This window comes from Streptomyces sp. NPDC053069 (genome assembly GCF_044546895.1).
Classification (GTDB): Bacteria; Actinomycetota; Actinomycetes; order Streptomycetales; family Streptomycetaceae; genus Streptomyces.
Genome location: NZ_JBITZN010000013.1, coordinates 35,848 through 62,346, shown reverse-complemented (window position 1 = coordinate 62,346; position 26,499 = coordinate 35,848). Strand labels below are relative to the sequence as shown.

Genomic DNA, 26,499 nt, shown 5'->3' with positions numbered 1-26,499 from the left:
GCCTCGATCTGCGGCCGGTTGTGGGCAGTTGGGTGCGGCAGCGGTCCGGCAACGGCCCGCACCGGGCCGTGGACGTCAGCCGCTCCGGCGCACCCCCGGTGACACCGTGAGCCGCGATGCCGCCCAGAACACCACGAGGGTGGCCAGGGCGAGTCCGGCGACCAGCGTGGCGCCGCCGACGACCTTGTCGTAGTCCTTCTGGTAGAGGCCGTCGATGATGTACCGGCCGAGACCGCCCAGGCTGACGTAGGCGGCGATGGTGGCGGTCGAGACGATCTGGATGGCCGCCGTGCGCAGGCCGCTGAAAATCAGCGGGAGCGCGACCGGCACCTCCACCTGGAACAGCACCCGCGCCTCGGACATGCCCATGCCCCGGGCGGCGTCCACGGGCGAGGGGTCGACGGAACGGATCGCCTCGTAGGTGGTGACCAGGATCGGCGGTACGGCGAGCACGACCAGCGGGATCATCACCGGCAGCAGACCGAAGCCGATCCAGATGAACATCAGGACCAGAAGACCGAAGCTGGGCAGGGCCCGGCCCGCCGTGGCGATCAGGGCGAGGGCGTTGCCGCCCCGCCCGTAGTGTCCGGTGAGCAGCCCGACGGGCAGTCCGACCGCGGCGGCGATGAGCAGGGCTTCCAGCGAGAACCTGAGGTGCTCGGCGAACCGGGTGGGGATGCCGTCGTAGCCGTGCCAGTGGGCGCTGTCACTGAAGAAGGCGCGGGCGAAGTCGAGGACGTTCACCGGGCGGCTCCCTTGCGCGGCATCCAGGGGGTGAGCAGGGTACGGACCAGGACCAGCAGGGCGTCGGCGAGGATGCCGAGCACCGCGATGGTCAGGACGGAGTTCACGGCCAGGGCGGGCCGGTGGTAGGTCTGGGCGTCGTAGAGCATGTTGCCGAGCGCGCCCTGGTTGCCGATGAGCATGCCGACGCTGACGAGGGAGATGCTCGACACGGTCGCCACCCTCAGGCCCGCGATGATCGCGGGGACGGCGATGGGCAACTGCACCTGGAAGTAGCGGCGTACCGGTCCGATGCCCATGGCCTCGGCGGCGGCCAGGGTCTCCTGCGGTACCGAGCGGACGCCGTCCACGATCGCGGGGACGAGCACCACCAGGCTGTAGAGCGCGAGCGGGATCATCACCGTCGTCTCGCTCTGCCCGAAGTAGTCGATGAGCACGACGAAGAAGGCCAGGGACGGGATGGCGTAGAGGACCGTGGTGATCCCGAGGACGGGCGGGTAGATCCACCGGAAGCGCACGCACAGCTGGGCGACGGGCAGCGAGATGATCAGACCGGCCAGCACCGGGATCAGCGCCTCGCGCAGGTGCAGGCCGACGAGTCCGAGGTAGCTGTGCTGGAGGTCGCTCGGCAGGTCGAAGAAGCCGTTCATCGTGCGGCCTTCACCCCCGCGCCGCGCGCCACCCGGCTGTGCGCGGCGCGGATGGCCTCGCCGATGACCTGCTGGGACACGACGCCGACGGCGCGTCCCTCGCCGTCCACCGCGACGGCCCAGCCGGTCGGGGAGAGCACCGCCCCGTCGAGCGCGGTGCGCAGCGAGTCGCTGCCGGGCACGAATGGCCGCCCGTGGTCGATGAGTTGGTCCCGGTCGATGGCGCCGGCGGTGAGCCGGTCCGGCTCGCTCCAGCCGAGCGGCCTGCCGTCGGGGTCGGTGACGAGGAGGTAGGGGGCGTCGGCGCGGGAGGCGAGCTGCGCGGCGTCGGCGTCGACCGCGACGACCGGCGACGTCTGCAGCTCCAGGCCGGCGGACGGGAAGAACGACAGCCTGCGGATGCCGCGGTCGGCACCGAGGAAGTCCTCCACGAAGGCGTCGGCGGGTGCGCTGAGCAGTTCGGCGGGCGGCGCGAACTGGGCGAGCCGCCCGCCGGTGCGCAGCACGGCGACCATCGTGCCGAGTTTGATCGCCTCGTCGATGTCATGCGTGACGAAGACGATGGTCTTGGCCAGCTCCTCCTGGATGCGCAGCAGTTCGTCCTGAAGTTGCTTGCGCACCACGGGGTCGACGGCGGAGAACGGCTCGTCCATCAGCAGCACCGGCGGATCGGCGGCGAGCGCCCGGGCGACGCCGACGCGTTGCTGCTGGCCGCCGGAGAGCTGGTACGGGTACCGCTTGGCGAGCGAGGTGTCGAGCCCCACCCGTTCCATCAGCTCGGCCGCCCGTTGCCGGGCCTGCCGCCTGGTCCGGCCGAGCAGACGGGGCACGGTGGCGATGTTGTCGAGGATGGTGCGGTGCTGGAAGAGGCCGGCGTTCTGGATGACGTAACCCATCGAGCGGCGCAGGGTGTTGACCGGCTGCTGCCGGATGTCCGTGCCGTCGAGGAGGATGCTGCCCTCGGTGGGCTCGACCATCCGGTTGATCATCCGCAGGGTCGTCGTCTTGCCGCAGCCGGATGGACCGACGAGGACGGTGATCGCGCGGTCCGGTATCTCCAGCGACAGCTGGTCGACCGCGACGGTGCCGTCCGGATACCGCTTCGTGACTGAATCTATCCGTATCAAAACGCCGAATGCCCTTCGGGTTTGGCGGATTTCCGCCGCTTCCGGCCACGGTCGTCGATGCGCAGGCCGTTGCGGGGAGAGTCTAGACGGCGAGTGTTTCAGTGCTCTGGCGGCGAACGACCGGTCAGGCCACCGGCGGACGCGCCCGCCCCGGGCGCACCCGGCACCGCCGGACGACCGCAGGCCCTATGGCGGGGCCGCGTCGGCCGGAGTCCCCTGTCGGCTGTGCGGGCGGGCGGCCAGTGCGGCGACATCGTCCTCCGCGTGCCGTGCGTCCAGCCGGCCGAGGATGGTGTCCAGAACGTCGTCGAGCCCGTCCCCGGCGGGGAAACGGACGGCGGACAGCCGGGCCAGCGAGCGGTCGATGTCCTCACCCCGCCGTTCCACGAGTCCGTCGGTGAACAGTACGAGCGTCTGGCCGGGTTTCAGCCGCTGGGTGGTGGACTCGTAACCGCCGAGCCCGGTACCCAGCGGTGGTCCCACCGGGACGGGCACGATCGAGGCCTCGCCGCCGGAGGTGATGAGCACGGGCGGCAGATGCCCGGCGCTGGCCAGCGTGACCTGCCGGCGCCCCGGGTCGACCCGGGCGAGCAGACATGTGGCGGGCCGCCGCTCCGCCTCCCGGGAGGCGATGTCGTCCATCTGCCGCAGCACCCGGTGCGGAGGCAGATCGGCGGAGGCGATGTAGCGCAGGGAGGAGCGGTAGGCGTTCATGTCGACGGCGGCCTCCAGGCCGTGTCCCATGACGTCACCGACGACCAGCAGGGTCCGCCCGAAGTGCAGCCGTACGGTCTCGCACCAGTCGCCGCCGACCAGGACGCCGCCGCCGGCCGGCAGATAGCGGATGGCGATGTCGAGGTTGGGGTGCGGGCGGCCGGGCTCGGAGAGCAGGGCGCGTTGCAGGTCGCCGGCGGTGCGGCTGACGCTCGCGTAGGCGCGGGCGTGCCGGATGTGGGAGGCGGCGCGCTCGGCGAGCAGGCTGAGCAGCTCGGCCTCCGCACGGCGCAGGGGCGGCGGCCCGCAGCGCGTCCACACCAGGACGCCGTACGCGTCGTCTCCGCTGATCAGCGGCGCGCACAGGGCGATCGCGGCCCCGGCGCCGCCCGCGCGCTCCAGCCATGGCTCCGGCTGCGCGCCGAGCGCCGGTACGCCCGCGTCGCGGGCCACCGCGGCGGCCCATCGGGCGTCGGGCAGCGCATGGGCGTCCCCGGTGATCGCCTCGTACCCGGTCACCGTCCGGCCGGTCAGGCGCATCACGGCGGCCGTTCCGCCGGCCAGCCGTACGGCGACCCGGGTCAGCTCGGCGCAGGTCGTGGCCTCGTCGAGGGTCGTACCGATCCCGGCGAGCGCCTCCCGCAACACGCCCGTCCGCGCACCGGCCGTCACGACATCGCCGACCGGCACACCCCCGACGCGCTGCACGACCTCCGCGGCCTGGGCGGCCTGGGCGGCCTGCGCTGATTCCACTGAGCCCGCGGAATACCCGGCCGCCGCGGACGTCGCGGCTCCCTCCTGGCCGCCGCCGTCCTCGCGGTGGCGGTCGCCGTCGGCGGGCTGAGGCCTGCGACGGGACTGCATCCAGCGCGCCACACCCAACACCCTCACAGGGTCTCAAACCGGAGCGAACGGGGCACAGCCGCTCCCTACGGCGCTGGGCCGCAGCCTGGAGCTCGCGTCAGCCCTGGTCGGGGGTGAGGCGCAGGGAGATCGAGTTGATGCAGTACCGCTGGTCGGTCGGGGTCGGGTAGCCCTCGCCCTCGAAGACGTGCCCCAGGTGGGAGCCGCAGCGGGCGCAGCGCACCTCGGTGCGGACCATTCCGTGGGAGCGGTCCTCGACCAGTTCCACCGCGTCGGTGTCCTTCGGGTCGTAGAAGCTCGGCCAGCCGCAGTGCGACGCGAACTTGGTGTCCGAGGTGAACAGTTCGGCGCCGCAGGCGCGGCAGGAGTAGACGCCCTTGGTGGTGGTGTCCGTGTACTCACCGGTGAAGGCCGGCTCGGTGGCGGCCTGCCGCAGCACGGCGTACTCGGCCGGGTTCAGCTCCGTGCGCCACTGCTCGTCCGGCTTTTCGACGTCGTACGACATGAGCCTCAGCCCCTTTACTGCGACAGGCGGTCCAGGATCAGCGGGCCCAGGTCGGTCACGTCGCCCGCGCCCATGGTGAGAACCAGATCGCCGGGCTTCGCCATTCCCGCGATCACGGCGGGGATCTCGGTCTTGTCGTGCACGGCGGTGACGTCGGCGCCGGCGGCGCGCGCGGCCTCGATGATCAGCTCGCTGGTCACGCCCGGGATCGGGTCCTCGCGGGCCGGGTAGATGTCCAGCACGACGGAGGCGTCGGCGAGGGCGAGGGCCTGGCCCATCTCCTTGCCCAGCTCCTGCGTGCGGGAGAAGAGGTGGGGCTGGAAGACGACGAGGATGCGGGCCTCGCCGGCGGCGGCGCGCATGGCCTCCAGGTCGGCGGTCATCTCGGTGGGGTGGTGGGCGTAGGAGTCGATCACCTGGACGCCGGCGGCCTCGCCCTTGAGCTGCAGGCGCCGCTTGACCCCGGTGTAGGCGGCGAGCGCGGGCGCCAGCTCGGCGGCCGGGATGCCGAGCGCGGCGCCGGCGGTGAGCGCGGCGACGGCGTTGAGGGCGTAGTGGCGGCCGGGCACGGAGACGGTGAAGGTCAGCTCCTGGCCGTCCAGCAGCGCGGTGACCCGGCTCTTGAGCCCCTGCGGTACGACGGCGGTCACGCGCACGTCGGCGTCCTCGGCCTCGCCGTACGTCACCGTCCTCACCGTCCCCGCCAGCCGCCGGGTCAGCTCCCGCGCGCCCTCGTGGTCGGCGGAGATCACCAGTGTGCCGCCGGGGACGATCTTCCCGGCGAAGGTCTCGAAGGATTCGTAGATCTCGTCCATCGAGGCGTAGTTGGCGTGGTGGTCCAGCTCGACGTTGAGGACGATCGCGACCTCGGGCGCGTACTTGTGGAAGCTGCGGTCCGATTCGTCGGCCTCGGCGACGAAGATGTCGCCCTCGCCGTGCAGCGCGTTGGAGCCCGGTGCGTCGAGGTCGCCGCCGATGGCGTACGACGGCTTCAGACCCAGCTCGGTGAGGGAGACGGCCAGCATCGAAGTGGTCGTCGTCTTGCCGTGGGTGCCGGCCACGGCGATCGGACGCAGCCCCTCCATCAGCGCGGCGAGCGCGTCGGAGCGGTGCACCGCCGGGATGCCCAGCTCGGCGGCGCGGGCCAGCTCGGGGTTGTCCTGACGGATCGCCGACGACACCACGACACAGCTCGCGTCGTCGGCGACGTGCTCCGCGGCGTGCCCGATGTGCACGGTGACCCCGAGCGCGCGCAGTGCCTCTGCGGTCGCCGACTCCCTGGCGTCGCTCCCGGCGACCTGGGCCCCGCGCTGCGCGAGGATCTTGGCGATCCCCGACATCCCGGCGCCGCCGATGCCGATGAAGTGCGGTCGGTCCATGGCGGTAGGAAGGCCGGGTGCCATGTGGTTCTCCCAGGATCACGGTGCGGGCTGAAGCAGGCCTAGCCTATGCCGAGCCCCGTGCTTTCTCCGACAGCCGAGGTCACTGCGCCTTGCTGTGCGAGAACAGCTTCAGCACCGGAACGCCCACCTTGTGCCGGGCCCGCGAGGCCCAGTCCCGGTGGAAGAACTCCTCCACGTAGTGGGGGTCGGTCAGCACGATCACCTCGTCGGCGTCGACGTCGGCGACGAGGGATTTCAGCGCGTCCAGCGGGTGATCCTCGACCAGCCGGCCGTCCGCCTGGCTGCCGGCGGCCCGCAGCGCCTGCACCGACACGTCCAGGGCCTGCCGGCCGACGCTCCTGGCGTCCTCCCCCTCGGGGGTCTCCCGTTCCCGCACCGCCTCGTCCAGTTCGCCGAGCGCGATGTCGTCGATGGCCCGCAGCAGGCGGTCCGCCTGGTCGCCGCGCGGCTGGAGGAGCACGTGGAACGCGACCGGCTCGTCTCCGTGCAAGGTGGTGACGAACTCCACGTCGGCGGACGTCAAGGCCTTCTCGATCATCAGAACGCTTGTGAACACCGAACGCCTCTTCTCCTCCGTGGGGCCCCGGCAAGGCCCCTGCGGAAACCATCCTGCCCCGTGATCGCACGGATTGTGCCGGACTAAGTCTGCCCGCCGGAAGCTAAACGGAACGATCTATTCCGCCGATTCAGGACCGACGGTAACGACCGAACAGGAATCCGGCCTCCTCCAGAAGGGACGCGAGTTCGAACCGGTGCGGCACGGTGACCGGCGGCCCCCCGGCGATGCGCTGCGCGTCGCCCGCGGTGAGCATGGGCGAGAGGGTCAGGCACAGCTCGTCCAGCACCTCGTCGGCGATCAGCTGGCCGAGCAGCCGGGGACCGCCCTCGGTGAGCAGCCGGGTGTGGCCGAGGCCGGCCAGGGCGCCGACGGCACGCGCGGGCTCGATGCCCGTGCCCTCACCGGCGATCAGCACCCTGGCGCCGGCCTTCTCGGCGGCGGCGACCCGGTCGGGGGCGGCCGCGGCCCCGGTCAGGATCAGCGTGGGCACCAGGGGCGAGGTGAACAGCGGGAGCGAGAAGTCCAGCTCCAGGCTCGCGCTGACGACCGCGATCACCGGCGCCGGGGTCTGTCCGGCGGCCTTGCGGGCGTCGGCGAACTCGGCACGCGCGCGTGCCGGCCGGTACCCCTCCTGCCGTACCGTTTCCGCGCCCACCACGATCACGTCCGCGAGCGCTCGCAGCGTGCCGAAGATCCGCATGTCGGTGGCGCTGGAGATGGGCTGGGAGCGTCCCTCGTGCTGAGCGGCACCATCCAGCGAGGAGACCATGTTGGCCCGCAGCCACGGTCGCGGGGCACCCGGCGCGGGCTCCGGGTAGGCGTAGGCGGCGGCCAGCTCGGCGAGGCTCCACTCACGGTCGGCGAGCGCGCCGCCCCCGTGCGCTCCCGGCATCCCGGCCGCATGGGCCCCGGTCATCCCTCCGGCCCCCTCACCCTCGGTGGTGCCGCCGAAGGCCCGGGCTGCTGTTTCGTCGGTCACAGGGAACAGGCGTCGCATGTCGTGCAGTGTGACACGGCGCTTAGCATGGATAACCGTGTCGTCCTCCACCACCGCCCCCGGATCCAGCCCTCTGACCGACGCGGGCCCCCTCTCCCTGTGCGCCCGCGAGCCGCACGTCCCCGCGGACCGGCTGGTCGCCGAGATGGTGCCGCCGCCGCGGTTCGACTCGGTCCGCTTCTCGACCTACATACCGGACCCGAACCAGCCCAGCCAGACCGAGGCCGTGCAGGTGCTCGACGGCTTCGCGGCCGGGCTCGGCGGGGCGCACGCCTCCGGCGCGGGCAGGCGCGGCTTCTTCGGCTTCGGCAGGGCCAGGGCGCCCAAGGTGCCGGCCGGCCCGCGCGGGGTCTACCTGGACGGCGGCTACGGCGTCGGCAAGACCCACCTGCTCGCCTCCCTGTGGCACGCCACCCCGGCCGAGCCCGCGCTCAAGGCATTCGGCACCTTCGTGGAGCTGACGAACCTGGTCGGCGCCCTCGGCTTCCAGCAGACCGTGCGCACGCTCTCCGACCACCGCCTGCTGTGCATCGACGAGTTCGAACTGGACGACCCGGGCGACACGGTCCTCGTGTCGACACTGCTCGGCAAGCTGGTCGAGGCCGGCGTGGCGCTGGCCGCCACCTCCAACACGCTGCCGGGCAAGCTCGGTGAGGGCCGGTTCGCCGCCGCCGACTTCCTGCGCGAGATCCAGGGTCTGTCCGCCCACTTCCGCACCCTGCGCATCGACGGCGAGGACTACCGCCACCGCGGCCTGCCCGAGGCGCCGAAGCCGTTCACCGACGAAGAGGTGACGAAGGCGGCCTACGCCACCGCGGGTGCCTCGCTCGACGACTTCCCGCATCTGCTGGAGCACCTGGCCAAGGTCCACCCGAGCCGGTACGGCGCGCTGACCGACGGGCTGCGGGCGGTGTGCCTGACCGACGTCCAGCCGGTGCCGGACCAGTCGACCGCGCTGCGGCTCGTTATGCTGGCCGACCGGCTCTACGACCGCGAGGTCCCCGTGCTGGCCTCGGGCCTGCCGTTCGACAAGCTGTTCAGCGAGGAGATGCTGAAGGGCGGCTACCGCAAGAAGTACTTCCGCGCGATCTCCCGGCTCACCGCACTGGCCCGCGACGCGAAGGGTCTCGTCGGCTCCTAGTCAAGAGCCGGATCGCGCCACGCGACCGGCACTTTTCACGCTCTCTTGCGTTCGTAACGCGCCGTTAACCCTGCAAAGGCCTTTGCAGGGTTAAAGTGCTTCTTGACCATCCATTGACCAATGCTTGGTCCGTACTAGACGTGCGACGCGGTGGAAGGGGGGCGCATGTTCCGAGGTACGACGACCCGGACCCGCTTCACTCTCCTCGCCGTGCTCCTGCTCGCGCTCCAGCTCTTCGCTCCGACAGGAAACTTCGCACCCGCGCATACGGTCCGTCAGGCACTGGCCAAGGCCGAGTCCGGAATTCCGTCCTCCGTGCCCCCGGTGCACGAGGAGAAGGACTCGGTCCGCGCCCCGCACCGCTCGGGCGCCCCCATGGGCGCCCCGCACCTCCGCGACCGGCGACGCGGCTCGGCCTCCGGCTGGGCCCAGCGGCCTTTGCCGATAGCCGGCCGTGCGTCCGGCACCGATGCACCGGACGCACCCGGCGCGCCGTACCACCGCGCCGCGAGCACCTCCAGAGACCACGCCCCGGCAGCGCTTCAGGTCTTCCGCTGCTGACCGGCGTTCACCTTCTGCAACTTCCCCCACATACAACGTCGTTCAAGTCCGACGCGTCCCTGCAGGCGCGCCAGGAGGAACTCACACACATGCAGCCCCTCATCGACAACGCCCGTACCTTCGGACAGCGCCCTGAGGAGTTCGCCAAACTCGCCGAAGGCCAGTCCCCGCAGGTGCTGTTCATCACCTGCTCCGATTCCCGGGTCGTCCCGGCCCTGATCACGGGCGCCCGCCCCGGCGAGCTGTTCGAGCTGCGCACCGCGGGCAACATCGTGCCGCCCCACACCTCGCAGCACCCCACCAGCGAGGCGGCCACCATCGAGTACGCCGTGGAAGTGCTCGGCGTCCGCGACATCGTCGTCTGCGGGCACTCGCACTGCGGCGCCGTCGGCGCGCTGGTGCGCGGTGACGACCTGACCGCCGTACCCGCCGTGCGCGACTGGCTCGCGCACGCCACCCCGCGCCCGACCGGCGCGGCCGAGGATCCGGAGGTCGCCGAGGGCGTGCAGGCCCATGTCCTGACCCAGCTGCTGCGGCTGCGCTCCTACCCGTGCGTCGAGCGCCGGCTCGCAGCGGGTCAACTGACGCTGCACGCTTGGTACTACGAGGTGCACACCGGGACCGTACGGACGCACCGCCCGCAGACCGACACCTTCGAGTCCCTGTGAGCGCGCCGATGACCAGTAAGAACCCCATATCCCGATTCCCGTATCTGCGGCAGGACTTCGCCGCCTCCCTCGTCGTCTTCCTGGTCGCGCTGCCGCTGTGCGTGGGCGTGGCCGTCGCCTCCGGGGTCCCGGCCGAACTGGGCCTGGTCACCGGCGTCGTGGGCGGCCTCGTCACCGGGCTCATGCGCGGCAGCAGCCTGCAGGTGTCGGGTCCGGCGGCCGGAATGACCGTGCTCGTCTTCGAGGCGGTCAAGGAGTTCGGCCTGCCGGCACTCGGCGTGATCGTGCTCGCGACCGGCCTCCTCCAGGTCGGCATGGGCCTGCTCGGGCTGGGCCGCTACTTCCGCGCCATCTCGGTCTCCGTCGTCGAGGGCATGCTGGCCGGGATCGGACTCGTGCTCATCGCCGGGCAGTTGTACCCGGCGCTGGCGGCCAAGGCCCCCGGCTCCGGACTCGACAAGATCGCCGGGCTGCCCGGGGCGCTCCGGCACGCCCTCGGCAACGGCACCGCACTGGCCTCGCTGTCGGTGTGCGCGGGCACGGTCGCCGTACTGCTGCTGTGGAAGCACGTTCCGGCCAAGGTGCGGACGCTGCCCGGTCCGCTGGCCGCGGTCGGCCTCGCCACGGTGGCCACGTTCGCGCTGGCCCTGCCGGTCGCCACGGTCGAGGTGCAGGGCCTGCTGGGCTCGATCCAGCCGCCGCCGCTGAGCGCGTTCGGCGAGCTGGCGGGCGTCGGGATGCTCGGCACCGTCGTCGCCTTCACCCTGATCGCGTCCGCCGAGTCGCTGTTCAGCGCGGCGGCCGTGGACCGGCTGCACTCCGGGCCGCGCACCGAGTACAACAGGGAGCTGATCGCCCAGGGCGCCGGCAACACGGTGTGCGGCCTGCTGGGCGCGCTGCCGATGACCGCGGTGATCGTGCGCAGCGCGGCCAACGTGCAGGCGGGGGCCCGTACGAAGGCCTCCCGTGTCCTGCACGGCGTGTGGCTGCTGCTGTTCGCCGCGCTGCTGCCCGGCGTGCTCGCCCACATCCCGATCCCGGCGCTGGCGGGCATCCTGGTCCACTCCGGCGCCAAGCTGGTGCCGGTCCGGGCGCTGGCCGTGCTGTGGCGCGAGCACCGGGGCGAGGCGCTGGTCCTGTCCGTCACGGCGGTCTCGATCGTGGCGGTCAGCATGTTCGAGGGCGTGCTGATCGGTCTCGCGCTGGCCGTGGTCAAGACCGCCTGGGAAGCCTCGCACGTCAAGCTGGAGGTCATCGACAAGGGTGCGGGTCCGGTCGACGCGTATCTGTCCGGCAACGCGACCTTCCTGCGGCTGCCGAAGATCCTGGACAGCCTGGAGTCGCTGCCCCAGGACCGCCCGGTCCGCCTCGACCTGTCCGGCCTGCACCACCTGGACCGCGCCTGCCGTACGGCCCTGGAGAACTGGGCGGAACGGCACAGCGCGGCAGGGACGGAGCCGGTGGAGCTGACGGTGCCGACGGGCTGAGTGCCCCGCGGGGGCCGTACCGGGGTTCCTGGTTACGGCCCCCTCGCCACCACCCGACTCGATCGGCCTGGAACTGGCATATCGTTACAGCAGCGGACAAACAACAGACCTCTCGGTGAGGAGGTCATCATGCTCCAGGATCTGCTGGGAGCGATCGCCGCGGCCGGCGGGGCCGGCGTGGTGTACCTGGCGATGGCGGCCCGCGTGGTCAAGCAGTACGAGCGGGGCGTGCTGTTCCGGCTCGGGCGCGTCACGGGTGAGGTACGGCCGCCGGGCCTGAACCTGATCATCCCCTTCGTGGACCGGCTGCAGAAGGTCAACATGCAGATCGTGACGCTGCCGATCCCCGCGCAGGAGGGCATCACCCGGGACAACGTCACCGTCCGCGTGGACGCGGTCGTCTACTTCCGGGTGATCGACGCGGAGAGCGCGCTGGTGAAGGTGGAGGACTACAAGTTCGCGGTCTCGCAGATGGCCCAGACGTCCCTCAGGTCGATCATCGGCAAGAGCGACCTGGACGATCTGCTCTCCAACCGCGAGAAGCTCAACCAGGGCCTGGAGCTGATGATCGACAGTCCGGCCGTCGGCTGGGGCGTCCAGGTCGACCGGGTGGAGATCAAGGACGTGTCGCTGCCGGACACGATGAAGCGGTCCATGGCCCGCCAGGCCGAGGCCGACCGGGAACGCCGCGCCCGGATCATCAACGCGGACGCCGAGTACCAGGCCTCCAAGAAGCTGGCCGAGGCCGCGCAGCAGATGGCCGACACACCCGCCGCCCTCCAGCTGCGGCTGCTGCAGACGGTGATGGCGGTGTCGGCCGAGAAGAACTCCACGCTGGTCCTGCCCATCCCGGTGGAGCTGCTGCACTTCCTGGAGCGGGGCAACCAGCAGCAGCTGGCGTCGAACGGTGACGGAGAGCCTCGCTCCGGCTAGCGTGCGGCTTCCCTCCGGGACGCGGCCACGGCTGGCGGAGTCGGCAGTTGCGGGCGCACCATGCCGTGGTGAAGGAAAGCGCGAAGGATCTCAGGGGGTTGCTGCGCCTTCCGCCCGGCGAGCCGGTGGTGCTTGCCGGGTATGACGCGCGGGCCACTCCCGGCGCCCCCGGCGGGAAGCGGGCCGGGCGTGCCGACAGCGCCCGCATGGGCAAGCACCTGGCGAACCTTCAGGAGCGGCTGTGGGCGGCGGGCACGGCGGGGGACCGCCGGCGGGTGCTGCTGGTGCTGCAGGGCATGGACACCAGCGGCAAGGGCGGCACGGTCAAGCACGTCATCGGTCACCTCAATCCGTCCGGCTGCCGGATCCAGGCGTTCAAGGCGCCCACCGAGGAGGAACGGCGGCACGACTTCCTGTGGCGGGTGCGCGCGGCTCTGCCAGGGCCGGGCGAGATCGGAATCTTCGACCGCTCGCACTACGAGGACGTCCTCATCGCCCGCGTACGGCATCTGGCCCGGCCCGCCGAGATCGGCAGCCGTTACGGCCTCATCAACGACTTCGAGCGCTCCCTCGCCGAGGACGGCGTGACCGTGATCAAGTGCTTTCTGCACGTGTCCTACGAGGAGCAGCGGCGCCGGCTGCTGCGCCGCCTGGACCGCCCGGACAAGCACTGGAAGTTCGACCCCGGCGACATCGACGAGCGCGCCCTGTGGCCCGCCTACCAGGAGGCGTACGAGCTGGCCCTGGAGCGCTGCGCGGCGCCGTACGCGCCCTGGTACCTGGTGCCGGCGGACCGCAAGTGGTACCGGAACTGGGCGATCAGCCGCCTGCTGCTGGAGCACCTGCGGGAACTCGACCCGCACTATCCGAAGGGCGACTTCGACGTGGCGGAATGCCGGGAGCGGCTACTGAAGGGCGCTTGACGCCTTTTGCCTCCAGACCGGACTTTTCACGCAAAAACCCGGCGCGTCGCTGCCCGCTTTGGGTTATTTTCACATAATCTCCGTGACTGTAAGAGGTCGCCCCGTTGCAGACCGCATCCACACTCACGTCATGGAGATGACATGCACAGACTTCGCAGGGCTGCCGTGCTCGTCGCGGCCCTCAGCACCGTCGGGTTCGCCGCCGCCGGCACGGCCTACGCCGACGACCATGAGCACGGGGACGACCACGACAAGGGGGGGTGGCACGTCATGCAGAGCTCCAACTGCAAGGACCACGACTTGAACCTCGACGTGCTCGGCGAGGTCGGCATCCTCAACGGCCTGCTGGGCAACGCGCTCAACGGCGAAGGCGACCCGGGTGCGCAGGCGACGCACATCGGCTCGACCATGGGCTGCAGCAACAAGGCCTGACCCGGGCCGGCTGAGAACTCCCTGACGGCGGGAAGCGGCGGCAGGCCGGACATCCGGTGGGCCGGCCCGCCGCCCACCGCCGACAGGGACAGGGCGTGGTGACCTCATGCGCAGCTGCGTGTGAGGTCACCACGCCCTCACTTCGTTGGGGAGCGATTGCTGAAGCCGACGGGGGTGGGTACCCGGCGGCCATGCAGGAGCAGCGGCACGTCACCGACTCCTACTGGCTGCGGACCGCGCCGGCGCCGCCCCGTCCCGCCCTGGACGGGGACCTGGACGTCGACGTGGCCGTCGTCGGCGCGGGCATCGCCGGACTGAGCACCGCATACGACCTGACCCGGGCCGGACTGGGGGTGGCGGTGCTGGAGGCCGGGCGGGCGGCGGGCGGGGTCACCGGCTACACCACCGCCAAGCTGACGGCCCAGCACACCCTCGTCTACGACCGGCTGCGGCGCACCCGCGGCCCCGAGGGGGCACGGCTGTACGCCCGCTCCCAGTCGGAGGCGATCGAGCACGCGGCGTCGCTGGTGGCCGAGTTGGGCATCGCCTGCGAGTGGGAGACCCGGGACGCGTACACGTTCGTGCGGGACCGGGCGCGCGTGGACGAGCTGCGGGCGGAGGCGCAGGCGGCGCGGGAGGCGGGGCTGCCGGCCGAGTTCACCACGGAGACCGGGCTGCCGTTCCCGGTGGCGGGCGCGGTCCGGGTGACCGGGCAGGCACAGTTCCACCCGGTCAGGTATCTGCGGGCGATCATCGACGATCTCGTCGCGCGCGGCGGCCGGCTGTACGAGGAGACACGGGTCGTCGGCCTGCAGGAGGGCGGCGAGCCCTGCCGTCTGACGACGGAGTCGGGTCACACGGTCACCGCACGGGACGTCGTGATCGCCACCCACTACCCGGTGTTCGACCGGGCGTTGCTGTTCGCCCGGCTCTCCCCGCGCCGCGAGCTGGTCGTGGCGGGTCCGCTGGGCGCGGGCGCGGATCCCGAGGGCATGTACATCACACCGGAGGAGAACACCCGCTCGGTGCGCACCGCACCGTACGGAACGGACGGGCAGCGGCTGCTCGTCGTCACCGGGGAGCACTTCACACCGGGCACCGGCGATGTGCGGGCCGGCTTCGAGGCACTCGCCGCCTGGGCCGAGGAGCACTTCCCCGGGGTGGCCCTGGACCACGCCTGGGCGACCCAGGACAACGACTCCACCGACACCGTGCCACTGGTGGGTCCCTTCCACCCGGGCGCCCGGCACACCTGGGTCGCCACCGGCTTCGGCGGCTGGGGGCTGAGCGGCGGGATCATGGCCGGGCAGTTGCTGACCGCGCTGATCACGGACCGGGACTGCGCCTGGCGCGAGCTGTACGACCCGCGGCGGCTGAAGTCGGTGGTGCGCGAGGCACCGTCGCTGCTGAAGACACAGGCGGAGGTGGCCCGGCACTTCATTGGCGACCGCCTGAAGCCGCCGGCCTCGGTGGACGACCTGGCACCCGGCGGCGGGGCGGTGGTCCGGGCGGACGGCGGCCGGCTCGCGGTGCACCGGGACGAGGAGGGCGCGCTGCACGCGGTCTCGGCCCGCTGCACCCACCTCGGCTGTCTGGTCTCCTTCAACCAGGCCGAAAAGGCCTGGGAATGCCCGTGCCATGGTTCCCGCTTCGCCGTCGACGGCACGGTGCTCCAGGGCCCGGCGGTACGGCCGCTGGAGCAGCGGGACCCGGGGCGTATCACTCCACTGCGGGACAAATAATCACACAAGTCGTCAGTTAGTCATATTTTCATACCGTGATCCCACAACTACGCCGTATCACCGCCGTCTGCGCAATGGGCGCGGCTCTCGCCGCCTGCGGTACCGCGGACCCGGCGGGCAGCGCCCGCCGGGACCCGGCCGAGTCCCCCGTCCCCGCCTCCCCGTCCGCCTCGCATCCTCCCGTGCTGACCCCGGGCCCCGGCGGCCTGACCCCGGTCTTCGAGCACGGCCCCCGCACCCTGGGGAAGACCGTCGCGCTGACCTTCGACGCCGACATGACCGCCGACGAGGGCCCGCGCGCGGCGGCCGGCGAGCACTTCGACAACCCGGACCTGATCGGCACCCTGCGCACGCTGAAGGTGCCGGCGACGATCTTCATGACCGGCCGGTGGGCCGACGAGTACCCGACCGAGGCCCGCAGCCTCGGCCACGACCCGCAGTTCGAGGTCGCCAACCACTCCTACAGCCACTACGCGTTCACCAGCGACTGCTACGGCCTGCCCACCGTCGACGCCGGCAAGATGCGCTCGGACGTGGAGCGGGCGTACGCCTCCCTGCACAAGGCGGGCGTGGAGCACGCGCTGCCGTACTTCCGCTTTCCCGGCGGGTGTTACGACCAGCGGGCGCTGCGCGCGCTGAGCGGGCTCGGGGTGACCGCGGTGCAGTGGGACGTGGTGAGCGGAGACGCGTTCGCCACGGACGCCGACGCCGTCACCCGGCAGGTGCTGGACGGGGTGAAACCCGGCTCGGTGGTCGTCATGCACTGCACCCGCAGCGCCGCCCCGACCACCGAGCGGGTCGTCCGGGCGGTCGTACCGGAACTGCGCAAGCGCGGGTACCGGTTCGTGAAGGTCTCCGAGCTGATCGGCGAGACGTCCGGCCATCGGTGACCGTCCTACGCTGGAGGCATGAGCGACGAGGACTACTGCACGATTGTCGACGCCGCCAAGCCACCCCAGGCCGACGGGCCGCCGTATGCCGACTGTGTGCTGTGCCGGGAGCCGACGGAGTACCCGGAGTCGTACAAGGGCATCACGTTGTGCCCCCGGTGCGAGTGGCAGGAGGCACAGCGCACCGCCTGCTCAGGGTGACTCAGGGCACGGATCAAGGGCGACGGGGTGTGTCCGTGTCGGCCGGGGTCGTCTCGGTCCTGGTGTAGAGGATTTCACGGGCCTGCTCCGCGGCGCGGGTCAGGCTCTCGGTGATGAAGTCGAGAAAGCGGGCGACGTTTTCGAGACGGGCGGCCGCGGGGGTGTCGGGGCCGAGGACGGCGACGCCCTGTCGTGCGGTTTCGACGAGCTGGTCGTTGGATCGGGCACTGCGGATCATCGACTGGTACCAGAGGTCGTCGTCGACGATGTAGCGCTCACGGCGGCGTTCGTCGCGCTCACGGCGGACGAGGTCCATGCTCGCGAGGAACGTGATCGCTTTGGAGACGGACGCCGGGCTGACCTGGAGGCGCTGGGCGAGTTCGGATGCGGTGAGGCTGCCCGCGTCCGTCATGTAGAGGCAGGCCAGCACTCGGGCCGTCATCTTGGGCAGCCCGGAAATCATGAAGACGGTGGTGAGCTTCTCCTGGTACTCGGCCACGGCCTCGGCGTCGCGTCCATGGGGCTGGGGCAGCGACTCCGGCCCTCTGGGAGAGGCGGGCCTGCGCCGGTGAGCGCGGCGTTCGGTGGCGCGGTGGGCCAGGTCGGCGCGGTAGGCGGTGGGGCCGCCGTTCCGCATCACCTCACGCGTGACCGTCGAGGTCGGACGTTCGAGGCGTCGGGCGATCTCCGCGTAGGCGAGGCCGTCGGCCAGCCCCAGCGCGATCTGCTGGCGTTCCTGCTGGGTGAGCCTGCCTCCCGGCATCGCGGTCTCCTTGGTGATCGTTCGTGGTGTCCGTGAGCCCCCACTATAGCGTTCGCTTACAACCCATTGCAACGATAGCCCCCGCTCCGTTGCGTTACCCTGCAGACTCGTTGCAACACTTTCACGCCTGTTACCTGCAGAGATGTCAATCAAACGCAATGAGAACGTTGCGTCGCCTTGGAAAGCAACGTAGCTTTTCCGGTGTCAGAAACGAACCAGCGCGCACCGGAGACCACCATGCAGAAGTTCGACACCCCCGCCCCGATCTCCGCCGTCCTGCACATCCCCGCCGGACGCATCCAGCTCATCGCCGCCGACCGCACCGACACCGCCGTCGAGGTCCGGCCCGCCGACCCCGCCAAGAGGCGCGACGTCCAGACCGCCGAACACACCGACGTCACCTGCGCCGACGGCGTCCTGCGGATCACCACCGCGGAACCCAAGAACCAGCTCTTCGGCCCCTCCGGCGCCCTCGACGTCACCGTCAAACTGCCCGCCCACTCCCGCGTCGAGGCCCACACCGCCGGCTGCGAACTCCGCGGCGTCGGCCGCCTCGGCGACGTCACCTTCGAAGGCGCCCACCGCCGGACAAAGATCGACGAAACCGCGAGCCTGCACCTCACCGCAACCGACGGCGACATCGAAATCGGCCGCCTGGGCGGCCCCGCCCGGATCAGCACCGCACGCGGCGACATCCGCATCACCCAAGCCGCACACGGCACCGTCGAACTGCGCACCCACTCCGGCGACATCACCATCGGCGCCGCCGCCGGCGTCTCCGCCACCCTGGACGCCGGCACCAGCTACGGCCGCATCAGCAACACCCTCAAGAACACCGGCACCCCCGCACTCGACATCCGCGCCACCACCTCCCACGGCGACATCACCGCCCACAGCCTCTGAGCGAGTGCAACCGGTCCCTCGGGGCCGGCCCACCGCAACCGCACGTCAGACGCAGCGCCGTGCCCCTTAGGGTTGGCCGGTGTGAGCCAGAGTCTGCCGTCTGCCGGAGTCAGTCCCTTCCAGGCCGAGCGCAACCCTCGCGACGAGGCGCCGCAGTTCGTACTGCCGCTCGTGGTGCGGATCGAGCGAAGTGCGCCGCCTGCCCGTACCGATGCGCTGGAAACGGCCGCCCGGGCGGTGCTCGCGCTGCTCGCGGACGAGCGGGCACACGGTGACGGGGAGTGGGCCGAGTCGGTGCGGAACTGGGAGGACGCGCGGATCCGCAAGGTCGTCCGGCGGGCCCGGGGCGCCGAGTGGCGGCGGGCCGAGGCGCTGCCCGGGATCGCGGTGGCCGGTACGTCCGCGCAGGTCCGCGTCTTCCCGCCGATCCCGCTCGACGGCTGGCCCAAGGACCTGGCCAAGCTCCAGGTGTCCGGCACCGAGCTGGACGACCCCGAGCCGCCCGGCGGGACCGATCCGGCGCAGCCCGTGCTGTGGCTGAACCCGGAGCTGGAGATGTCGGCGGGCAAGGCGATGGCTCAGGCCGGGCACGGCGCCCAGCTGGCCTGGTGGGCGCTGCCCGAGACGGAGCGCACCGCCTGGCGGGACACGGGCTTCGCCTTGGCCGTCCGCACGGCCGACCCCGCCGACTGGCCCCGGCTGACCGGCAGCGGACTGCCGGTGGTCAGGGATGCCGGCTTCACGGAGATCGCCCCGGGCAGCTGCACGGTCGTCGCCGACCATCCCGCACTGCGCTAGCCGGGGCCACTCCCCCGGGTCACGGACGGCGGGGGCCGAACCTCAAATGTTGCTCTGAACCCGGTGCGCGGGAGGTTCGCGTCCGGTCGCCGGGGCCATACCCCCGTCATTCGGAGGAGGGGTGGAACCATGCGGCGACTGGGTACGGGGATCGGCTGGCGGCCGGAGATCGCGGACGCCGTGGAGCGCATGCCGGGCATCGACTGGGTGGAGGTCGTGGCGGAGAACGTCTGCCCCGGCCACCTTCCCGCCTCGCTGCTGCGACTGCGCGAGCGCGGGGTGACCGTGGTCCCGCACGGCGTCTCCCTCGGTCTGGGCGGCGCCGACCGTCCCGACGAGGGCCGGCTGACGGCGCTCGCCGAGCGGGCGGAGGCGCTGGGCGCGCCGCTGGTCACCGAGCACATCGCGTTCGTCCGTGCGGGCGGCCCGCTCACCGCCTCGCCGCGCCTGGAGGCAGGGCACCTGCTGCCGGTGCCGCGCACCAGGGACGCCCTCGACGTGCTCTGCGAGAACGTGCGCATCGCCCAGGACTCCCTTCCGGTGCCACTGGCGCTGGAGAACATCGCCGCGCTGTTCTCCTGGCCGGGCGAGGAGCTGACCGAGGGGCAGTTCCTGTCCGACCTGGTCGAGCGGACCGGCGTACGGCTCCTGATCGACGTGGCCAACCTGCACACCAACCACGTCAACCGGGGCGAGGACCCCGCCGAGGCGCTGGCGGCGCTGCCTGTGGAGGCGATCGCCTACGTCCATGTCGCGGGCGGCTTCGAGCGGGACGGCGTCTGGCACGACAGCCACGCGCACCCCGTGCCGCGCCCGGTGCTCGACATCCTCACCGACCTTGCCTCCCGCACCGCCCCGCCCGGTGTCCTGCTGGAACGGGACGAGAACTTTCCGGAACCCGCCGAGCTGGAGCGCGAGTTGGCCGTGATCCGGGAGGCGGTGACGGCCGGGCACGGGCGTGCGCACGGGGCTGCGAGGGCTGTCGCCGGCACCGACACCGGCGTCGGCTCGGCGGGTGGGGGTGTCGCGGTTCTGGCGCGGCCGGCGGCCGGGGCACCGTCAGCGGCCGAGGCACGGTCAGCGGTCGGGGCGCGGGGGCGGGTCGGGGTCGCCCAGGCCGCCGTGCTCTCCTCACTGGTGGCCGGGACGCCGGTGCCCGAGGGGTTCGACCGGGTGCGCATGGGGGTGCAGGCGCGGGCGCTCGCGGCGAAGCGGGCGGATGTGGTGGCGAAGGTGGCGCCCGAGCTGCCGGTGATTCTCGGTGACGGGTACCGGGGGGCGTTCCTGGAGTACGCGCGGGTGCGGCCGATGAGTGGGGGGTACCGGCGGGACGCGCTGGACTTCGCCGGTCGTCTGCTGGAGGCCGGTCGGCCGGAGGACGCGGGGGCCCGGCGGGCGCTGCGGGAGTGGTGGCTGGACCGGGCGGGGCCCGCGCCGAGGCATGCCGGGCGGGTGGCGCAGGTGGCGCGGAGGGTGTTGCTGAGGAACCGGGGCTGACCGGAAAGGGGGTCGTTCACCGGCGCCGGCCGGGTGCCGGCGGCCCTGCGCAGGCGGACAGCACGGCACCTCCCTCAGACGCGCGGGGAACTGCGCGGGCGACCGCGGCGCACCCGCAGCCGCCGACGCACAGTGGCACCTCCACGACAAGGCGCCACGGCCCAGGCCCTGCAGGAACCCGCAGTAATATGCCAAGCCGCACCACCCCTGCACACTCGCGTACGGTGCGCTACAGGAGGCGCCATGCGACCCCGCCCCCCGGTCAAGGGCCGAGGCATATTCAGCGGTACCGGACTCGTCATCGCGGCCCTCGCGGCGACCGCGGCGGCGCTGCTGTACCCGCTCTGGTCGTACGCCGACCGCCAGGGCGCGGCCGGCGCGAACGTGCTGAGCGCGCAGACCGTCACCACCCCGTACGGCCCCCTGGCCACGCAGGACCGGGACTTCATCACCAAGGTGCGGCTCGCGGGACTCTGGGAGCTGCCCGCCGGCGAGCTGGCGGAGCAGAAGGGGACCACGGCCGCCGTACGCACCGCGGGCCAGCACCTCGTCGACGGCCACACCTCGCTGGACGCGCATGTGCGCACCGTCGCCACCCAGCTCGGCGTACCGCTGCCCGACGAACCGAACGAGCAGCAGAAGCAGTGGCTCGCCACCCTGAGGGCGGCGAAGGGGGAGGATTTCGACCGCCGGTTCGCCGACATCCTGAGGCTCGCCCACGGCCGGGTGTTCGCGCTGGTCGCCCAGGTCCGGGCCGGCACCCAGAACTCCCTGGTCCGTGATCTCGCCGACGACGCCAACGCGACCGTCCTGGACCACATCAAGATCCTGGAGGCGACGGGGTACGTCGACTTCGCGGCACTCGCGCGGGACCTGGCGGCCTCGCCCACACCCGTGCCCTCCCCGCCGGTGGTCGCCCCGAGCGCCGCCGTGCCGGTCGTACCCTCACCGGCCGAGTCGTACTCCCTGCCGCCCGCCGCCGCCAGCCCGCCGCCCGCGACGTCCAGCCCCTGACGCGGACTCAAAACGGAACGTCACATACCGCTAACACTGTGTCCGGATATTGAACAGGGCATGGTGTTCACCCAGGCCTCTGGCATAGAAACACGTCATGTTCTGGGTCCTTCTCCTGCTCCTGGCCTGGGCTTTCGCCGGTACGGCGTGCACCCGGCTGTGTCTTGCCGCCGTTCGCGCCGCGGCCCTGGACACGGATGCCGCGGCACCGGACCGGGAGCACGATCTGACGCTGTACGAGGCGGCCTTCCTCTCCGGCGGCCCGGCCCGGGTCGCCGATGTGACCCTGGTCTCCATGGCCCGCCAGCGGCGCCTGCTCCTCGCGCACACCGGCTGGGCCACCGTGGTGGACCCGCGTGGGCGCGACGAGATCGAGCAGTCCGTCATAGGGGCCATAGGGCCTGAGGGACAGTCGCGGATCGCGCCCGTGCGGGCGCGGACGGCCGGCGCCGAGGCCGTGCGGCGGCTCGCCGACCGGCTCGTGCGCGCGGGTCTCGCCGTCCCCGACGGCGCCGCCACGACCGTGGGCGCCGCCGTCCGCCAGGTGCGCGCCGCCGCGCCGGCCGTGGCGGCGCTCGGCCTGACCGCGCTGCTGCTGCCCGTCCAGACCGGGACACCGCGGCTGCTGGTCGGTCTGTGGTTCGCCCTGCCCCTCACGCTGGCCCTGAGCTGCCTGGCCATCGCCCGGTTCGAAGTGCCTCCGTCCGCGCGCTGGGCCTCCCCGGCCGGGCAGCGGCTGCTGGGCGCGCTCCCCCGCAGGCCGGCCGCCGACGAGCGGTCGTTCCTCACCTCGGTCGCCCTGCGCGGGATCCGCGCGATCGGCGAGCCGGAGCTGCGCGCCGCGTTCACCCACCGCGACCATCCCTGGCGGGAGTGACGGCGCTGCGGGGGCGCACAGGGGCATTGACGCCGACACCGGCCCGATGGTGCTTGCCTTCACCGGGGGCCGACCGAAATATCCCTTCTGTTGTCGCCGGGCCGTGGCAGCCGTGCCATCGCCGCCGTTGCACCGAAGGGATACGCGATGAGAGCTGCCGCCCTGTACTCGGCCGCCGGGACCCTGCTCCTGACCAGCCTGGCCGCAGCCCCGGCAGGCGGCGCGCCCGCCGCCGCGGCGCCCGGTGCCCCCGGCGCGGCCGAGCTGCGCGGCACCGAGGTGGCCGTGGCCCGCGCCGAGGCGACCGGCATCGCCTTCGGCACCTGCTCCCCCGCCGACGTACCGCACGCGCCGAAGAACCTGCGGTGCGGCACGGTGACCGTCCCCCTCGACTACGCCCGCCCGAACGGCAGGCAGATCACCCTGACCGTCAGCCGGGCCCCGGCGACCCAGAAGGACCCGCACAACAGCAAGCGGAAGGTCCCCCGGCAGGGCGCCCTCGTCTACAACCCGGGCGGCCCCGGCGGGTCCAGCATGTACTTCCCGCTGGTCGGCACGGCTCCGGAGTGGAAGCGGATCGCCGCCGCCTACGACCTGGTCGGCTACGCCCCGCGCGGCGTGGGCCGTTCGGCGCCGCTGTCCTGCGAGGACCCGAAGCACTACTTCAAGGCGCCCACCGCGTCGCCGGCGCACCCGTCGGAGGCGTACAAGCGCGAGCGCATCGCCGAGGCGAAGGCGTACGCGCGCGGCTGCGCCGAGCGCTCCGGGGACAAGCTGCGCCACTACACCTCCCTGAACAACGCCCGAGACCTCGACGTGCTGCGGGCCGCGCTGGGCGAGAACCGGCTGACCTTTCTCGGGGCGTCGTACGGCACCTACTTCGGTGCGCTGTACGCGACGCTGTTCCCCGCGCACGTACGGCGCATGGTGCTGGACTCGGCGGTGAACCCGGACCCGGCCAAGATCTGGTACCGGAACAACCTCGACCAGTCGGCCGCCTTCGAGGAGCGCTGGGCGGACTTCCGGGACTGGATCGCCCGGCACGACGACGTCTACCGGCTCGGTGACACCGCCGAGAAGGTCCAGCGCAGCTACGACACCGCACGGGAGCGGCTGGCCGCCAGGGCGGCGGGCGGGAAGGTGGGTCCCGGCCAGCTGCAGAACGCGTTCCTGCGGGCCGGGTACTACGACGACTTCTGGCCGGGCCAGGCCCAGGCCCTGTCGGCGTATCTGCACGGCGACCCGAAGCCGCTGGTGCGGCTGGCGGCGCCGGACCTGAGGACGGCCGCGGAGGCGGAGAACGGCAACGCGGTCTACACGGCCGTGGAGTGCAACGACGCGCCCTGGCCGACGGACTGGAGGGTGTGGGACCGGGACAACACCCGGCTCGCCCGGGTGGCGCCCTTCGAGACCTGGGACAACGCGTGGATGAACCTGCCGTGCGCCTTCTGGCCGGCGCCCCGCCAGCAGCCGCTGGACGTGCGGACCGGACTGGGTGAGCTGCCGCCGGTGCTGATCCTGGCGGCCGAGCGGGATGCGGCGGCGCCGTATCCGGGTGCGCTGGAGATGAACCGGCGGCTGGCCGACTCGGTGCTGGTGACCGAGCGGGATGCCGGCACGCACGGCATCGGGGGCGGCGCCAACACGTGTGTCAACGCGTATCTCGACGCCTACCTGCTGGAGGGGCGGGTCCCCGGGCGGCGCGCGTCGTGCGCGCCGCACCGGTTGCCTCCGGCGGTGGGGCCGGCGAAGAAGGCCCAGCGCGGCACCCTTCGGAGTGGTCGGCGCTAGGCGGCCCGGGCGGAGCCGCACATCGACACAGCCCCGCGGCGCCCCTTCGGGGGCGCTTTCAGGCCAGGCCCGCCACCAGATCCGCGATGCTCTTGCGGCGGCCCGTGTAGAACGGGACCTCCTCGCGGACGTGCATGCGGGCCTCGGAGGCGCGCAGGTGGCGCATGAGGTCGACGATGCGGTACAGCTCGTCGGCCTCGAAGGCCAGGAGCCACTCGTAGTCGCCGAGGGAGAACGAGGCGACCGTGTTGGCGCGCACGTCCGGATAGCCGCGGGCCATCTTGCCGTGGTCGGCGAGCATGCGGCGGCGGTCCTCGTCGGGCAGCAGATACCAGTCGTAGGAGCGCACGAACGGGTAGACGCTCACGTAGTTGCGGGGCGTCTCGTCGGCGAGGAACGCCGGGATGTGCGAGCGGTTGAACTCGGCCGGGCGGTGCAGCGCCATGTTGGACCACACGGGCTCCAGCGCGCGGCCGAGCTTCGTGCGGCGGAAGAGGTTGTACGCCTCCTGCAGCTGGTCGCTGGTCTCGGCGTGCCACCAGATCATGAGGTCGGCGTCGGCGCGCAGGCCGGAGACGTCGTAGGTGCCGCGGATGGTCACGTCCTTCGCGGCGAGCTGGTCGAACAGCTCCTGGACCTCGTCGGCGTAACCGGCGCGGTCCTGCGGCAGCACGTCCTTCAGCTTGAAGACCGACCACAGGGTGTAGCGGATGACCTCGTTGAGGTCCTTGGCCAGCTTGCCCTTGTTCGGGATCCTGCCGGACTCGGTGGTGGGGGCGTCGTCACTCATGGCCCCTATTCTCCCGCTCCGCCGTGGAGGCTCTGCACCGGGTTGGCCGTGAGCTCCCGGACCCGGCTCAGGTCACCGCCCAGCTGATCCACCGCCGCGTACGCGCTCGCGATGCAGGCCGGGATGCCCACGCCGTCGTACTGCGCGCCGCACACCGCGAGGCCCGGCAGCTTGGCGACGTGCTCGCGGATGCGGGCTACGCGCGCGTGATGCCCGACCGGGTACTGCGGCAGGCCGTCGGTCCAGCGGGTGACCCGGGTCTGCAGGGGCACGGCGTCCAGGCCGGTGGCCTCCCGCAGGTCATGCCGGGACACCTCCACCAGGGCGGCGTCGTCCCGCTGGAGGATCTCCGTCTCGCCGAACCGCCCGACGGACGTGCGCAGGACGACCACGTCGGGGTCCTCCTCGGCGATCCAGCCCCACTTCTGCGAGGCGAAGGTCGAGGCCTTGATGGTGCGTCCGTCGACGGGCGGCACGAGGAAGCCGCTGCCCTCGGGGAGTCTCAGGTCCCGGCGCCGGTAGGCGAGGGTCACCAGGGCCATCGAGGCGTACTCGACGGCGGCGAGTTCGCCCGCCGCGGCCGGGGCCTCGGCGCGCAGGAGGCCGGCGGCCGCGCCCGCGGGGACGGCGAGGACGACCGCGTCCGCGTGCAGCACGCGGTCACCGGCGACGATGCGCCACGCCGCGTCCCTGGTCCCACCCGCGCCCTCGCCCGGCTCCGCCGTCCCGCCCCGGCGCAGCTCTCGCACCGGCGTCCCGGTGAGGAGCTCTCCCCCGCGCGCCCGCACCGACTCGGCGACCGCGAGCGGGAGGCTGCCCACCCCGCCCTCGATGCCCATGAACACCGGCCCGGTCTGCTGGGCGGCGGCGGCCTTCGCCTGGATGTCGCGGACGGCCTCGGTGAGCGACGCGTGGATGCGGGCGGCCTGGAAGAGCTGCGGGACGGCCGAGCGCATCGAGATGCGGTACGCGTCGCCCGCGTACACCCCGCCGAGCAGCGGCTCGACCAGGCGGTCGACGACCTCCCGGCCGAGCCGGGCGGCCACGTACTCCCCCACGGCCACGTCGTCACCGAGCTCGGTGCGCGGCAGGTCGGCGTCGCGCTCGATGCGGGCGAGGCCCTCGTCGGACAGCACTCCGGAGAGGGCGGCGGCGGTGCCGGGCACGCCCATGACATGGCCCTTGGGCATGGGGCGCAGGGCGCCTCGGGTCCAGATCGAGGCGGTCGCGGTGGCCGGCGGCTGGAGCCGCTCGGCCAGGCCCACCTCGCGCGCGAGGGCCACCGCCTCGGGCCGGCGGGCGAGCATCGACTCGGCGCCCAGATCGACCCGGACACCCGCGATCTCCCCCGGCAGCAGCTTGCCGCCGACCCGGCCGGAAGCCTCCAGCACGGTCACGCGCATGCCGCGCCCGAGCAGCCGGTGGGCGGCGGCCAGCCCGGCGACACCGGCTCCGATGACGACGACATGCCCCGTACGCGTACCCGTTGCGCTCATGCACCCACTCTCTCAGACCCCACGGACAC

General features: G+C 72.3%; 27 protein-coding genes. 16 read left to right on the top strand and 11 right to left on the bottom strand.

Annotated elements, in window-relative coordinates; translation table 11 throughout:
- Window positions 1–75: 75 nt before the first annotated feature.
- The 8 genes from ACIGXP_RS27710 to ACIGXP_RS27675 form a co-directional block, all read right to left on the bottom strand.
- Window positions 76–744 (bottom strand): ABC transporter permease, encoded by a 669-nt coding sequence (locus ACIGXP_RS27710; RefSeq protein ID WP_399772709.1) that lies wholly within the window; start codon window positions 742–744, stop codon window positions 76–78.
- The gene (locus ACIGXP_RS27705; RefSeq protein WP_363218239.1) at window positions 741–1,394 is read right to left on the bottom strand and encodes an ABC transporter permease subunit; all 654 of its coding nucleotides are present in this window, start codon (window positions 1,392–1,394) and stop codon (window positions 741–743) included. The genes ACIGXP_RS27710 and ACIGXP_RS27705 overlap by 4 nt, the downstream gene beginning before the upstream one ends.
- Entirely contained in the window at window positions 1,391–2,521 is a 1,131-nt protein-coding gene (locus ACIGXP_RS27700; RefSeq protein WP_363218240.1) for an ABC transporter ATP-binding protein, read from the bottom strand. Before ACIGXP_RS27700 ends, ACIGXP_RS27705 begins: the two co-directional genes overlap by 4 nt.
- Window positions 2,522–2,707: 186 nt before the next feature.
- Entirely contained in the window at window positions 2,708–4,111 is a 1,404-nt protein-coding gene (locus ACIGXP_RS27695; protein ID WP_399772706.1) for a PP2C family protein-serine/threonine phosphatase, read from the bottom strand.
- A gap of 85 nt (window positions 4,112–4,196) precedes the next feature.
- The gene (gene msrB, locus ACIGXP_RS27690; protein WP_363218242.1) at window positions 4,197–4,604 is read right to left on the bottom strand and encodes a peptide-methionine (R)-S-oxide reductase MsrB; all 408 of its coding nucleotides are present in this window, start codon (window positions 4,602–4,604) and stop codon (window positions 4,197–4,199) included.
- Between the two features lie 14 nt (window positions 4,605–4,618).
- Entirely contained in the window at window positions 4,619–6,007 is a 1,389-nt protein-coding gene (gene murC, locus ACIGXP_RS27685) for a UDP-N-acetylmuramate--L-alanine ligase (protein WP_399772702.1), read from the bottom strand.
- A 79-nt stretch (window positions 6,008–6,086) separates the two neighbouring features.
- On the bottom strand, window positions 6,087–6,563 hold the full coding sequence (locus ACIGXP_RS27680; RefSeq protein ID WP_363218244.1) for an indole-3-glycerol phosphate synthase: 477 nt from the start codon (window positions 6,561–6,563) through the stop codon (window positions 6,087–6,089).
- 130 nt (window positions 6,564–6,693) lie between these two features.
- The gene (locus ACIGXP_RS27675) at window positions 6,694–7,563 is read right to left on the bottom strand and encodes a pyrimidine reductase family protein (protein ID WP_399772700.1); all 870 of its coding nucleotides are present in this window, start codon (window positions 7,561–7,563) and stop codon (window positions 6,694–6,696) included.
- Window positions 7,564–7,600: 37 nt separating this feature from the next.
- Between ACIGXP_RS27675 and zapE the strand changes: the two genes are divergently transcribed.
- The 10 genes from zapE (at window position 7,601) to ACIGXP_RS27625 (ending at window position 16,541) form a co-directional block, all read left to right on the top strand.
- Window positions 7,601–8,704, top strand: coding sequence for a cell division protein ZapE (gene zapE / locus ACIGXP_RS27670; RefSeq protein ID WP_399772697.1), 1,104 nt, complete (start codon window positions 7,601–7,603; stop codon window positions 8,702–8,704).
- A gap of 165 nt (window positions 8,705–8,869) precedes the next feature.
- Entirely contained in the window at window positions 8,870–9,265 is a 396-nt protein-coding gene (locus tag ACIGXP_RS27665) for a hypothetical protein (RefSeq protein ID WP_399772694.1), read from the top strand.
- 89 nt (window positions 9,266–9,354) lie between these two features.
- Entirely contained in the window at window positions 9,355–9,933 is a 579-nt protein-coding gene (locus tag ACIGXP_RS27660) for a carbonic anhydrase (RefSeq protein WP_363218247.1), read from the top strand.
- Window positions 9,934–9,941: 8 nt separating this feature from the next.
- Window positions 9,942–11,420 carry a SulP family inorganic anion transporter gene (locus ACIGXP_RS27655; RefSeq protein ID WP_363218248.1) on the top strand — a complete coding sequence of 493 codons (1,479 nt, stop codon included), beginning with the start codon at window positions 9,942–9,944 and terminating at the stop codon, window positions 11,418–11,420.
- A gap of 129 nt (window positions 11,421–11,549) precedes the next feature.
- Window positions 11,550–12,353, top strand: a complete 804-nt coding sequence (locus tag ACIGXP_RS27650) for a slipin family protein (protein ID WP_399772689.1) — start codon at window positions 11,550–11,552, stop codon at window positions 12,351–12,353.
- Between the two features lie 68 nt (window positions 12,354–12,421).
- On the top strand, window positions 12,422–13,276 hold the full coding sequence (locus ACIGXP_RS27645; protein WP_399772686.1) for a PPK2 family polyphosphate kinase: 855 nt from the start codon (window positions 12,422–12,424) through the stop codon (window positions 13,274–13,276).
- 141 nt (window positions 13,277–13,417) lie between these two features.
- Window positions 13,418–13,708, top strand: coding sequence for a hypothetical protein (locus ACIGXP_RS27640; protein WP_363218251.1), 291 nt, complete (start codon window positions 13,418–13,420; stop codon window positions 13,706–13,708).
- Between the two features lie 191 nt (window positions 13,709–13,899).
- On the top strand, window positions 13,900–15,450 hold the full coding sequence (locus tag ACIGXP_RS27635) for an FAD-dependent oxidoreductase (RefSeq protein ID WP_399772682.1): 1,551 nt from the start codon (window positions 13,900–13,902) through the stop codon (window positions 15,448–15,450).
- Window positions 15,451–15,485: 35 nt separating this feature from the next.
- On the top strand, window positions 15,486–16,340 hold the full coding sequence (locus ACIGXP_RS27630; protein ID WP_399772679.1) for a polysaccharide deacetylase family protein: 855 nt from the start codon (window positions 15,486–15,488) through the stop codon (window positions 16,338–16,340).
- A gap of 18 nt (window positions 16,341–16,358) precedes the next feature.
- On the top strand, window positions 16,359–16,541 hold the full coding sequence (locus ACIGXP_RS27625; RefSeq protein ID WP_399772677.1) for a hypothetical protein: 183 nt from the start codon (window positions 16,359–16,361) through the stop codon (window positions 16,539–16,541).
- 13 nt (window positions 16,542–16,554) lie between these two features.
- Here ACIGXP_RS27625 and ACIGXP_RS27620 read toward each other — a convergent pair whose 3' ends face one another.
- Window positions 16,555–17,304 (bottom strand): helix-turn-helix domain-containing protein, encoded by a 750-nt coding sequence (locus ACIGXP_RS27620; RefSeq protein ID WP_399772674.1) that lies wholly within the window; start codon window positions 17,302–17,304, stop codon window positions 16,555–16,557.
- 237 nt (window positions 17,305–17,541) lie between these two features.
- Between ACIGXP_RS27620 and ACIGXP_RS27615 the strand changes: the two genes are divergently transcribed.
- From ACIGXP_RS27615 to ACIGXP_RS27590, 6 genes are all read left to right on the top strand, one after another.
- Window positions 17,542–18,207 carry a DUF4097 family beta strand repeat-containing protein gene (locus tag ACIGXP_RS27615; protein WP_399773062.1) on the top strand — a complete coding sequence of 222 codons (666 nt, stop codon included), beginning with the start codon at window positions 17,542–17,544 and terminating at the stop codon, window positions 18,205–18,207.
- An 81-nt stretch (window positions 18,208–18,288) separates the two neighbouring features.
- Window positions 18,289–19,005, top strand: coding sequence for an aminoacyl-tRNA hydrolase (locus ACIGXP_RS27610; RefSeq protein WP_399772671.1), 717 nt, complete (start codon window positions 18,289–18,291; stop codon window positions 19,003–19,005).
- A gap of 129 nt (window positions 19,006–19,134) precedes the next feature.
- On the top strand, window positions 19,135–20,502 hold the full coding sequence (locus ACIGXP_RS27605; RefSeq protein ID WP_399772668.1) for a DUF692 domain-containing protein: 1,368 nt from the start codon (window positions 19,135–19,137) through the stop codon (window positions 20,500–20,502).
- 243 nt (window positions 20,503–20,745) lie between these two features.
- On the top strand, window positions 20,746–21,516 hold the full coding sequence (locus ACIGXP_RS27600) for a DUF4142 domain-containing protein (protein ID WP_399772666.1): 771 nt from the start codon (window positions 20,746–20,748) through the stop codon (window positions 21,514–21,516).
- A 97-nt stretch (window positions 21,517–21,613) separates the two neighbouring features.
- A complete protein-coding gene (locus tag ACIGXP_RS27595) occupies window positions 21,614–22,393 on the top strand; it encodes a TIGR04222 domain-containing membrane protein (RefSeq protein WP_399772663.1) in 780 nt (259 codons plus the stop codon).
- A gap of 147 nt (window positions 22,394–22,540) precedes the next feature.
- The gene (locus ACIGXP_RS27590) at window positions 22,541–24,184 is read left to right on the top strand and encodes an alpha/beta hydrolase (RefSeq protein ID WP_399772661.1); all 1,644 of its coding nucleotides are present in this window, start codon (window positions 22,541–22,543) and stop codon (window positions 24,182–24,184) included.
- Between the two features lie 58 nt (window positions 24,185–24,242).
- Here the strand turns inward: ACIGXP_RS27590 and hemQ are convergent, their stop codons facing one another.
- Window positions 24,243–24,974, bottom strand: coding sequence for a hydrogen peroxide-dependent heme synthase (gene hemQ / locus ACIGXP_RS27585; RefSeq protein ID WP_363218751.1), 732 nt, complete (start codon window positions 24,972–24,974; stop codon window positions 24,243–24,245).
- 5 nt (window positions 24,975–24,979) lie between these two features.
- On the bottom strand, window positions 24,980–26,470 hold the full coding sequence (gene hemG, locus ACIGXP_RS27580; protein ID WP_399772658.1) for a protoporphyrinogen oxidase: 1,491 nt from the start codon (window positions 26,468–26,470) through the stop codon (window positions 24,980–24,982).
- Window positions 26,471–26,499 lie beyond the last annotated feature (29 nt).

Excerpts from the sequence above, each read along its gene's own strand:
- ACIGXP_RS27705 (WP_363218239.1), bottom strand. The coding sequence starts at position 1,394 with ATGAACGGCTTCTTCGACCTGCCGAGCGACCTCCAGCACAGCTACCTC.
- msrB (WP_363218242.1), bottom strand. The coding sequence starts at position 4,604 with ATGTCGTACGACGTCGAAAAGCCGGACGAGCAGTGGCGCACGGAGCTG.
- murC (WP_399772702.1), bottom strand. The coding sequence starts at position 6,007 with ATGGCACCCGGCCTTCCTACCGCCATGGACCGACCGCACTTCATCGGC.
- ACIGXP_RS27675 (WP_399772700.1), bottom strand. The coding sequence starts at position 7,563 with ATGCGACGCCTGTTCCCTGTGACCGACGAAACAGCAGCCCGGGCCTTC.
- ACIGXP_RS27665 (WP_399772694.1), top strand. The coding sequence starts at position 8,870 with ATGTTCCGAGGTACGACGACCCGGACCCGCTTCACTCTCCTCGCCGTG.
- ACIGXP_RS27660 (WP_363218247.1), top strand. The coding sequence starts at position 9,355 with ATGCAGCCCCTCATCGACAACGCCCGTACCTTCGGACAGCGCCCTGAG.
- ACIGXP_RS27655 (WP_363218248.1), top strand. The coding sequence starts at position 9,942 with ATGACCAGTAAGAACCCCATATCCCGATTCCCGTATCTGCGGCAGGAC.
- ACIGXP_RS27650 (WP_399772689.1), top strand. The coding sequence starts at position 11,550 with ATGCTCCAGGATCTGCTGGGAGCGATCGCCGCGGCCGGCGGGGCCGGC.
- ACIGXP_RS27640 (WP_363218251.1), top strand. The coding sequence starts at position 13,418 with ATGCACAGACTTCGCAGGGCTGCCGTGCTCGTCGCGGCCCTCAGCACC.
- ACIGXP_RS27635 (WP_399772682.1), top strand. The coding sequence starts at position 13,900 with ATGCAGGAGCAGCGGCACGTCACCGACTCCTACTGGCTGCGGACCGCG.
- ACIGXP_RS27625 (WP_399772677.1), top strand. The coding sequence starts at position 16,359 with ATGAGCGACGAGGACTACTGCACGATTGTCGACGCCGCCAAGCCACCC.
- ACIGXP_RS27620 (WP_399772674.1), bottom strand. The coding sequence starts at position 17,304 with ATGCCGGGAGGCAGGCTCACCCAGCAGGAACGCCAGCAGATCGCGCTG.
- ACIGXP_RS27615 (WP_399773062.1), top strand. The coding sequence starts at position 17,542 with ATGCAGAAGTTCGACACCCCCGCCCCGATCTCCGCCGTCCTGCACATC.
- ACIGXP_RS27605 (WP_399772668.1), top strand. The coding sequence starts at position 19,135 with ATGCGGCGACTGGGTACGGGGATCGGCTGGCGGCCGGAGATCGCGGAC.
- ACIGXP_RS27600 (WP_399772666.1), top strand. The coding sequence starts at position 20,746 with ATGCGACCCCGCCCCCCGGTCAAGGGCCGAGGCATATTCAGCGGTACC.
- ACIGXP_RS27595 (WP_399772663.1), top strand. The coding sequence starts at position 21,614 with ATGTTCTGGGTCCTTCTCCTGCTCCTGGCCTGGGCTTTCGCCGGTACG.
- ACIGXP_RS27590 (WP_399772661.1), top strand. The coding sequence starts at position 22,541 with ATGAGAGCTGCCGCCCTGTACTCGGCCGCCGGGACCCTGCTCCTGACC.
- hemQ (WP_363218751.1), bottom strand. The coding sequence starts at position 24,974 with ATGAGTGACGACGCCCCCACCACCGAGTCCGGCAGGATCCCGAACAAG.
- hemG (WP_399772658.1), bottom strand. The coding sequence starts at position 26,470 with ATGAGCGCAACGGGTACGCGTACGGGGCATGTCGTCGTCATCGGAGCC.